The organism is Petrotoga sp. 9PW.55.5.1 (assembly GCF_003265365.1).
Taxonomy (GTDB): domain Bacteria; phylum Thermotogota; class Thermotogae; order Petrotogales; family Petrotogaceae; genus Petrotoga.
Map to the genome: position 1 here is coordinate 1 of NZ_AUPM01000035.1, position 9634 is coordinate 9634.

Below are 9634 nucleotides of genomic sequence, written 5' to 3' on the forward strand. Positions count from 1 at the left end.
AATTCCCCTCTTGAGAGGGGTGGATTCGCTGAAAGCGAAGACAGGGTGTGGATACATATAATTTGCTAAAAGCAAATTAAAGAGAGACTACCCCGTCTGCAGCACAAAACGCTGCATCCACCCCTTCGAGGAAGGGGAATAAAACCGCCAGAAAAAACTTGGATGCCTGGCTCCTGTTGAGTTCAGAAACCAAGCATCCAATTGTATATAGTTTTTTATTAATTTTTGTGTCTACTTGACATGGGGCAGTTCATGCGAGGGGAATTAATTATATGTTAGAAGATAATGAGTTATTTTGCCAATTTCAATATATTCAAAACATCTTCTTTATACAGCTTTACAAAGTTTCCTAACGGCCCTTTCTCTGTTGCTTTTTCCGCCATTTCTTCAAATCTATCATCTGGAACTTTCAATTCTTTCAGCGTCAAAGGCAAATTCAAACTTTCTTTATAATAATTTTCAAGTCTTTTTATGCCCTCTAAAGCAGTCTTTTCTAAGTTAAAGAAATCTGGTTCTACGTTCCAAACTCTTGTTGCATACTGAGCGAATCTGTTAATATCGTGCCTGTATACGTATTTCATCCAAGCTGGGAATAATACAGCTAAACCCGCTCCATGAGCAACATCGTATATTCCACTTACTTCGTGTTCTATATCGTGGGTAGCCCAATCTTCTTCTCTTCCAGTACCTAATAAACCGTTGTGAGCTACTGTGCCAGCCCACATAATCTCTGCTCTGACATTATAATTGTGTGGATCTTCTAAAGCCAAAGGAGCGTTGTGGATTATAGTTCTCATAGTAGCTTCACTCAATCTATCAGTTAAATCTACATTTTTAGTATTTGTAAAGTATCTTTCCATGACATGTGTTAACATATCAACCGTTCCGACGGCCGTTTGAAAAGGAGGTAATGAATAAGTCAGTTCTGGATTCATGATGGTGAATTTTGGTCGAAGAATATCATAATTGATAGCTCGTTTGTACCATCCTTCTTCTTTTGTAATAACTGAACCCATACTTGCTTCGCTTCCTGCAGCTGGAATAGTTAGAATAACTCCTACAGATAAGGCGTCTTTCAAAGTACCTTTGCCTTCATAGAGTTCCCAAACGTCTCCTTCATATTTTACTCCTGCAGCTATTGCTTTGGAAGAGTCTATTACACTACCGCCTCCAACAGCAAGAATGAAGTTAATTTTTTCTTTTTTACAAATTTCTATTCCCTTTTTTACCAAACTTAATCTAGGATTAGGTTGTACCCCTCCTAGTTCAACAAAATCGACTCCCGCTTTTTTCAAGGATTCTACCACTATATCATAAAGACCTATTTTTTTAATACTACCTTGACCATAATGCAGCAAAATTTTGTCTGATAACTTTTTTACCTCTTCTCCAACTTTTTCTTCGGTGTTCTTTCCGAAAATAATCTTTGTTGGACTCACAAATTGAAAATTAAGCATGTAAAATACCTCCTTTATCTCTAACTTTTAGAATTAATTTGAATTTACATAAGATTTTGATCTTTCGGGAAAAAGGTTGTTTATAACTTCTTTTACCGTAGAAATTCTATTAATCTTATAACCGTTTTCTCCGCTGAACACAAAGCCTTCATCTAAATTTCCCTTTGCAGCATTGAGTAATGCTTGAGCAATGCAATAAGGTGTTTCAAGAAAGTTGCAAGTTTTTATGCAATGGTAAGGACATTTAAATGGTTTTTTAATACCCTTTTCCACGTCTTCAATGAATTTATTTCGAACGGCTCTTCCTGGAAGGCCGACAGGACTTTTAATTATTGTAATATCTTCTTTCTTTGCATTTATAAGGGTTTTTTTAAAATTAATATTTGCATCACATTCTTCAGTGGCGATAAAAGGGGTCCCGACTTGAATTCCGCTTGCTCCTAATGAAAACATCTCTTTTACTTTTTCTGAAGAATCTATCCCTCCTGCAGCTATTACTGGAACTTCTTTTCCGTAGTTTTTTTTGATTTCATCACAGAATTTTTTTATTTGGGGAATAGTTGCTTCTATTTGAAATTCAGGTTTTCTTAAATCTTCTTTTTTATAACCAAGGTGCCCACCAGCTTTAGGTCCTTCTACTACAAAAGCATCAGGAATATAATTATATTTTCCCCACCATCTTTTAAATATTATCTGTGCAGCTTTTAGAGATGAAACAATTGGAACTAATCGTGTTTTTGATTTTTCTTCAAGAAATTCAGGTAAACTTAATGGTAAACCTGCACCAGATATAATCAAATCTATCTCTTCTTTTATTGATGTCATAACTAAATCTTTATAATCAGTTAAGACAGTCATTATATTTACTCCTATAATTCCTTTAGATTTTTCTCTAGCTCTTCGAATTACCCTTTTTAGGCCTTCTGCATTCTTTTCGCTATATTTTTTAGCTTGAACGTTTTCAACAAGTCCAATACCTGCAGTACCTATTATACCTATTCCACCTTCATTTGCAACCGCTGCAACTAAATTATCGAGTGAGACGCCTACAGACATCCCCCCTTGTATTAAAGGTATCTTTGGAATCAATCCATTTATATTTAATTTGTTTATAAAATTCACTCTCCTTTTCCTTTAGAATCTTTTTCTTAAATTATATCATTATAATGTGTACATCCGATAAAACTTTTTCTAAAATAAGAGAAAAAATATCTGTTTTAGTATTTTAAAATGCTTAATTTATTAGTTATGAAAGGAGTTCTTTTATTATAAGAAATTTAAATATCAAATTTATTTATATAGCGGAATAATAAGTGATCTTCAAAATTATATACCATAAAATATCAAGAATCAAATTATTGTAAAAAACTTTTTTACAAATTAAGTAAAATTTTGAAGAATGCGAGATTATATTATTAACCAAACCAAGCTTATTGTGGTATAATATTTTCTGCACTATGTTTCCAAAAAAAAGAAAGCGAGAGTTGTTTGTTCAAAGAATTAATTGGGGAGTGGAGGGTAGAATTTGAATGATAATTTGAAGGAAAATCCCAAATTAAATACAAATAGAGAAAAGATAGCTGTCAGAGCTTCGTGGGTAGGGATAGTTGTAAATGGTTTGTTGGCTTTTTTCAAACTTCTTATTTCGTTTATAACGGGAAGTATGGCTATTTTAGCTGATGCCATTGATACCTCAACGGATATTATAACGTCTATTTTAACGTTAGTAGCAGCAAAGATATCGAATAGACCGGCTGATGAAAGTCACCCATTTGGTCATGAAAGAGCAGAAACTATTGTTACCAAGGTTTTATCTTTGGTTATTATTTATGCGGGTTTTCAAGTTTTAATTGGAGCCGTTCAAAGCCTTTTCAATAGGAATTTTTTAATTGAAAGGCCATATTTAGTGTTGTGGATTTCTCTAATTTCAATAGTAGCAAAGTATGGTCTTTACAAGTACAAATACTCTGCTGGAAATAAAACAAAAAATTCTTCTTTAGTAGCTGATGCTTTAAATATGAGAAACGATATATTGACTTCTTTATCAGTTTTAATTGGAATAATCTTTTATCTCTCTTTTGATTTGTTGTGGATTGATTCGGTTGTTGCAATAATTGTTTCAATATTTATCTTTAAAGTAGGAGTTGAAATGTTCATAGAAACTTCTGATGAGTTTATGGGGAGTTCAAAAGAGTTAGGTGAAATTTATTATAACATATTAGATGCTGTAGAAAAATTTGATAAGGCTTATAATCCACATAAAATAAGAGTCAGAAAAGCGGGATATGTTTATTTTGTTGAGCTACATATAGAGGTTGATGAACATATGGCTGTGAAAGAAGCCAATGATCTAGCTTCGGAAATTGAAAAAGAATTGAAAGAAAAAAATCCATATATAAAAGATGTAATTATTCATGTAGAACCTCTTGGGAATAAAGAGAAAGAAGAGTTCGGATTCGATAAAAATTCTATAAAAAGAATTTTTTATAAGTAGTTGGAGGTGTAACGTTTTGTTAGGTGATTTTATAGATGAAGTGAATATAAAAGTAATAGCAGGAAAAGGTGGGGATGGTGCCGTAAGTTTTAGAAGAGAAAAATATGTAGAAAAAGGCGGACCTGATGGGGGAGATGGAGGAGATGGAGGTTCAATAATAATAAAGTCTACTTTAAATAAAAATACTTTGGTTGATTTTAGGTACAAAAAAATATTTAAGGCTGAAAAAGGTCAAAATGGGAAAAACAAGAAAAAGACCGGAAAATCTGGAGAAAATGTAATAATAGAAGTGCCAGTAGGAACGTTGATCTATGATATTGAAACTGGTCGATTAATTTCTGATTTAAAACTTCCCGAACAATACGTAGTAATCGCAAGAGGAGGAAAGGGAGGAAGAGGGAACGCTAGGTTCGCTACTTCTACTCTTCAGGTTCCAAAAATAGCTGAAAAAGGTGTTGAAGGGGAAGTAAAGAATTTAAGATTAGTTTTAAAGATAATAGCAGATGTTGGATTAATTGGATATCCTAATGTGGGTAAATCAACGTTAATTTCAAGAATATCTAGGGCAAAGGTGGAAATAGCCGATTATCCTTTTACTACTTTGACTCCAAATCTCGGTGTGGTTAAATTAAAAGATGGTTATTCTTTCGTAGTTGCAGATATTCCAGGGCTTATTGAAGGGGCACACGAAGGGAAAGGATTAGGGGATAAATTTCTAAGACATATAGAAAGATGTTCTTTGATTGTACATATAATAGATATTTCTTGCTTTGAACGTAAGGATCCGGGGGAAGATTATAAAAATATTAGAAGAGAATTAGAGAGTTTCTCCCCTATACTATCCAGGAAGAAAGAAATTATAGTTGCAAACAAAATAGATTTACTCAATGAAAACGAGCTAGAAAGAAGGCTTTTAGATTTTAAAAACAAAACGGGAAAAGATATATTTCCAATTTCTGCTTATACAGGTAAAAATTTAGATCCATTAATTCAAAAAATTTGGCGTGAAATAAAAAAAGAAAAGATTGAGTATCAAAAATTAGTAGAAAGAAGATTAAGATCTCCTGTTTCAGAAAAGATCAAAATAGAACCAGTCAAATATGAACCTGATCCTTTTATAAAAATAAATGTTGTACGGTGGGATGAAGAAACTTATGAAGTAGTGGGAGAAGGTATGGAGAAATTACTATCAAGATACGATATAAATCAGAAAGATTCACGCATATTAATACTGAATATACTTGAAAAAAATGGGTTAAACAAAACTCTTAAAGATGCTGGAGTTAAAGAGGGAGACACCGTTTACATAGATAATTTTGCTTTTGAATATATACCATAAAAAGGGGTAAAATATGCTAATTCTTTTTGGAGGCAGTTTTAATCCGCCCCATATAGGTCATAAAATAATAGCCGAGATTGCATATGACGAATTTAAACCAGAAAAATTTATAATTATGCCATCTCCAACTCCTCCACATAAAAAAATAGAGCATATTGCTGATTACACAAAAAGATATTTGTGGTGTAAAGATGTTTTTAACGATAATTATTTTGAAGTTAGTAATCTTGAAGCTATATTACCTAAACCATCTTATACTGTGAAGACTATTGAATACTTATTTCATTATTACAAGGTTATTTATCTCTTAATAGGAGAAGATTCCCTTATAAATTTTAAAAAATGGTACAAATGGGAAGATATTTTAAAAAAAACAAAATTAATTGTGTATCCTAGGTATTTTACAGAAAAGAAAAATTATGTGGACAATGTGGAACATATCATGCTGCAAAGCCCTATTATTGATATATCTTCTACATTGATCAGAGAAAGAATAAAAAACGGAAAAACAGTCAAAGGAATGGTTGATGACAAAATAATCGATGAGGTAAAAAGTTTTTATTCCTACTACAATTTATAAAATTATAAAACTCAAAAAACTAAAGAAAACAGGTCAGTACTTCTGTACCGACCTGTTTTTTACTGATTTTCTAATTCTTGAATTTCTTTCTCTATTTTCTCTAATTCTGCGTTAATTCGTCCCCACTCTTTTTCTAAGGCTTCATCATGTTCGTGGGGACCCATATACTTGGCAATAGAATTTTTTTCTGCTTCCAAACTTTTTTTCTTTTTCAAAAGTTCTTCTTTCTTTTCTTCTTTATTCTCCATAATTTAAAACCTCCTTCCCTAACCCATTAATTGAAGTATAAAAAATTTTTATTGCTATTAACAAAATCCTCGATCAATTATAAGTGAGTATTGTAAAGTGTTCTTAATTCAATAGCATTTGCTTCTGATTCCATTTTCTCTATCGCGCTTTTTATATTATCAACGAACTCCTGATCTTTTATATTTGGAAGATTAATTTTCACATTGTATATCCCCCCTAAAACAGCATCTTTAGCTAGTATCACTGCAATTACAGCATCGCTTAAAGCCATTTTATAACCTTTTTCTGCTATTGATTCTGCCAATTCCATGACATCCAAAGCATCTTTGGAAATCTTTAAAGGTACTAATGTAGCTTCTTTTGTGGCTTCTTGAATTTTTTCTTTTCTAACTTTTTTTTGTTCTTCTGTATCTTTTGGTAATTTTAATGCATCGATAACTTTATTGAAAGCTTTTGCGTCTTCTTCCATTTCAATTAGGAACTTATTTCTGTATTCCTCTAATTTTTCTTTTATTTTTTTTATTTCTTCTTCTACATCTTGATACTTTTTTTTACCAATTGTAAGGTTTGCTACCATGCAACCTAAACTCGCAGCTGTTGCTCCGGCTAATGCAGAAGCACTTCCGCCTCCAGGAGCTGGTTCTTTTGAAGAAAGTTTCTCTAAAAAATCTCTTAATTTCATATCTGATAACAAAACTTATTCCTCCCTTAGTGATAATTTACACAATATAAACTAAAAAATTCAGGTTTTTAAATATTATTATAATAGAATTATTATGTTTCTATTATTATTATTTTACCAAAAAATCTTTAAAAAACAAGGAGTTCTATTTAGCAGAAATGAGCGTGTAATTACGCTTAATAAACTTAGATTAAGTGTAATTATTTATAACGGGCTGTCTTTAAATTTATTTTTTTAAATCAGCAATGATATAATAAAATGGGGTTTTATGGTATTTTTTCCATAAGTTTTTAAAAAAGTTGGAGGTGAAATAGTGGGCACACTTTGGGTTTTGGTATTAGTTCCTGTCATAGCTTTGATATTTGCAAGAGTCAATTTTAGAAAGGTTGTTTCTTTGGATGAGGGTACTGATAGGATGAAACATATAGCTAGCGCTATCAGAATTGGAGCTTCAGCTTTTGTCAACCATGAACTAAGAGTACTATCTATCTATGGAGTTTTTATTGCTCTAGCTTTGGGTATTGTGGTCGAATGGTATGTTGGTGTTGCCTTTGTAATTGGGGCATTTATGAGCGCTTTAGCTGGGTACATAGGAATGAAAATGGCTACATATGCCAATGTAAGAGTTAGTAATAAGGCAAGAACAGAAAAAAGTATAGGGAAGACTTTGAAAGTTGCTTTTCAAGGTGGAAGTGTTATGGGGTTAAGTGTTTCGGGGCTAGCACTTTTAGGATTGTTTCTAATATATATTATTTTTGGGAATTGGTTTGGGCAACTTAATCCTGAAAATTTAGTAATCAAGGTTAATTGGTTGGGCATAAATTTTATTCCCTTTACTATGACTGTTTCAGGGTACGCTCTTGGATGTTCAATAATTGCTATGTTTGATAGAGTCGGGGGAGGAGTTTATACAAAAGCCGCAGATATGGGCGCAGATTTAGTAGGAAAAACAGAACTTGCTTTACCAGAAGACGATCCAAGAAACCCTGCTACAATAGCAGATAACGTAGGAGATAACGTAGGAGATGTCGCAGGTTTAGGGGCAGATTTGCTTGAAAGTTATGTGGGAGCAACTATATCAGCTATAGTTTTGATACTTTATTCTCACTTTCTTTTAGGAACTCAAAACCTTTCGTACGATGCTACACTTAAATTAACTTATTATCCGATACTGTTTATTTCATTTGGATTAGTTTCTTCAATGATAGGTATATTATACATAATTTTGAAAAAACCTAGCGATGATCCTCATAAAGATTTAAATAATTCTTTGATGACTTCCGCATTTTTAACTTTGATTTTAACTTTTTTTCTAAGTTTGTTTTATTTAAGGGGCATAGATTCATTAGAATTTCAAAACATTGGGTTCAGGTTAGGAATGTTTTCGCCTTGGTTAGCTGCAGTAATAGGTATAATAGATGGTATTTTAATGGGACTTATAGCAGAATATTATACCAATGATGCTTATCATCCTACTAAAGAGTTGAGTAATTTTGCTAAAGGTGGTCCCGCAATAGTAATAACTAAAGGTCTAGCATTGGGAATGGAAAGTGTATTATTACCAGTTTTTCTACTAATGTTGGGTATTCTGGTGTCTTTTGAAGTAGCTGGCTTATATGGAGTTGCAATGGCTGCTATAGGTATGCTTTCTTTTGTTGCTGCCACAGTTTCTGTTGATTCATACGGACCTATTGCGGATAACGCTGGTGGAATAAGTGAAATGTCTAATTTACCACCTGAAGTGAGAGAAATAACAGATAAACTTGATTCTGTAGGAAACACTACCGCAGCAATAGGAAAGGGCTTTGCTATTGGATCAGCTGCTTTAGCTGCGTTAGCATTGTTTGCATCATTTATTTACTCTCAAGCAGGGCCTGGAGATGGTGGAATTGGTCACTTAGAGAATATATTAGTTTTGAACATGATAAATTCTAGAACGATTTCCGGAGCAATATTTGGTGCTGCTTTACCATTCTTTTTTAGTTCGTTTTTAATAAACGCTGTTGTTAATGCTGCTAATAAGATGGTTGACGAAGTTAGGAGACAGTTCAGAGAAATTCCTGGACTTATGGAAGGAAAAGTCGATCCAGATTATGAAAGATGTATTAGAATAAGTAGTGAAGGGGCTTTGAGTCAAATTAAATTCCCTGCTCTTATTGCAACGGTAACGCCCATTGTTTCAGGGTTTTTACTTGGAGCTGACTTTGTAGGCGGTTTATTGATAGGAACCACGTTGAGTGGGGTTATGCTCGCCATCTTTTCAGCAAATTCTGGGGGTGCATGGGATAATGCTAAAAAGCTGATAGAATCTGGTGGAGTAGAAGGAGAAGGAAAAGGTACAGATGCTCATAAAGCAGCAGTTGTGGGAGATACCGTAGGAGACCCATTAAAAGACACTGTAGGACCTTCACTTGATATACTTATAAAAATTATGTCTGTAGTTTCCCTTATAACTGTATCTATTTTCAAAGTTTACCATCTATTCTAGGTTTTTATATAAAACCGAAACCCTAGATAATGTTAAGTATCTGATTTGATACCTCCAAAGTAGACATGTAATTAATAAAAATTACAAAACTACTTTGGAGGTATAATTATTATGTCATGGTCTCACTTACCGTTATTGGGGAATAAATAAAGAAATCTTACTTTTTCATAAAAATGTTTGACGCGTTAGAAAAGATAGCTAAAAGAGACAGAGAAACAGAATTGGCTTTAATTCCCCTCTTGAGAGGGGTGTCAGACTGAAAGTCTGACAGGGTGTGGTACATATAATTTGCTAAAAGCAAATTAAAGAGCGACTACCCCGTCTGCGGCACCAAAACGCTGCATC

General features: G+C 33.0%; 8 protein-coding genes. 4 read left to right on the top strand and 4 right to left on the bottom strand.

What is annotated here, in order from left to right:
* Positions 1-290 precede the first annotated feature (290 nt).
* A complete protein-coding gene (locus PW5551_RS05300; protein WP_113074756.1) occupies positions 291-1457 on the bottom strand; it encodes an iron-containing alcohol dehydrogenase in 1167 nt (388 codons plus the stop codon).
* Positions 1458-1490: 33 nt separating this feature from the next.
* Positions 1491-2579: a nitronate monooxygenase family protein gene (locus PW5551_RS05305; RefSeq protein ID WP_113074757.1), complete on the bottom strand. Its 1089-nt coding sequence runs from the start codon at positions 2577-2579 to the stop codon at positions 1491-1493.
* Between the two features lie 403 nt (positions 2580-2982).
* Here PW5551_RS05305 and PW5551_RS05310 point away from each other — a divergent pair, with 403 nt between their 5' ends.
* Genes PW5551_RS05310 through nadD form a run of 3 tightly spaced genes read left to right on the top strand, consistent with a single transcriptional unit; the run spans position 2983 to position 5870 of the window.
* Positions 2983-3951: a cation diffusion facilitator family transporter gene (locus PW5551_RS05310; protein ID WP_113074758.1), complete on the top strand. Its 969-nt coding sequence runs from the start codon at positions 2983-2985 to the stop codon at positions 3949-3951.
* A gap of 16 nt (positions 3952-3967) precedes the next feature.
* A complete protein-coding gene (gene obgE / locus PW5551_RS05315; protein WP_113074759.1) occupies positions 3968-5290 on the top strand; it encodes a GTPase ObgE in 1323 nt (440 codons plus the stop codon).
* A 13-nt stretch (positions 5291-5303) separates the two neighbouring features.
* A complete protein-coding gene (gene nadD, locus PW5551_RS05320) occupies positions 5304-5870 on the top strand; it encodes a nicotinate (nicotinamide) nucleotide adenylyltransferase (protein WP_113074760.1) in 567 nt (188 codons plus the stop codon).
* Positions 5871-5929: 59 nt separating this feature from the next.
* On the opposite strand, the gene PW5551_RS05325 is transcribed toward nadD, so the two are convergent.
* Both PW5551_RS05325 and PW5551_RS05330 read right to left on the bottom strand, forming a co-directional pair.
* On the bottom strand, positions 5930-6118 hold the full coding sequence (locus PW5551_RS05325) for a hypothetical protein (RefSeq protein WP_113074761.1): 189 nt from the start codon (positions 6116-6118) through the stop codon (positions 5930-5932).
* A gap of 77 nt (positions 6119-6195) precedes the next feature.
* Positions 6196-6813: a cyclodeaminase/cyclohydrolase family protein gene (locus PW5551_RS05330; RefSeq protein ID WP_113074762.1), complete on the bottom strand. Its 618-nt coding sequence runs from the start codon at positions 6811-6813 to the stop codon at positions 6196-6198.
* Positions 6814-7114: 301 nt separating this feature from the next.
* Between PW5551_RS05330 and PW5551_RS05335 the strand changes: the two genes are divergently transcribed.
* Complete coding sequence (locus tag PW5551_RS05335) at positions 7115-9289, top strand: sodium-translocating pyrophosphatase (RefSeq protein ID WP_113074763.1); 2175 nt, start codon at positions 7115-7117, stop codon at positions 9287-9289.
* The last annotated feature ends 345 nt before the right edge of the window (positions 9290-9634 follow it).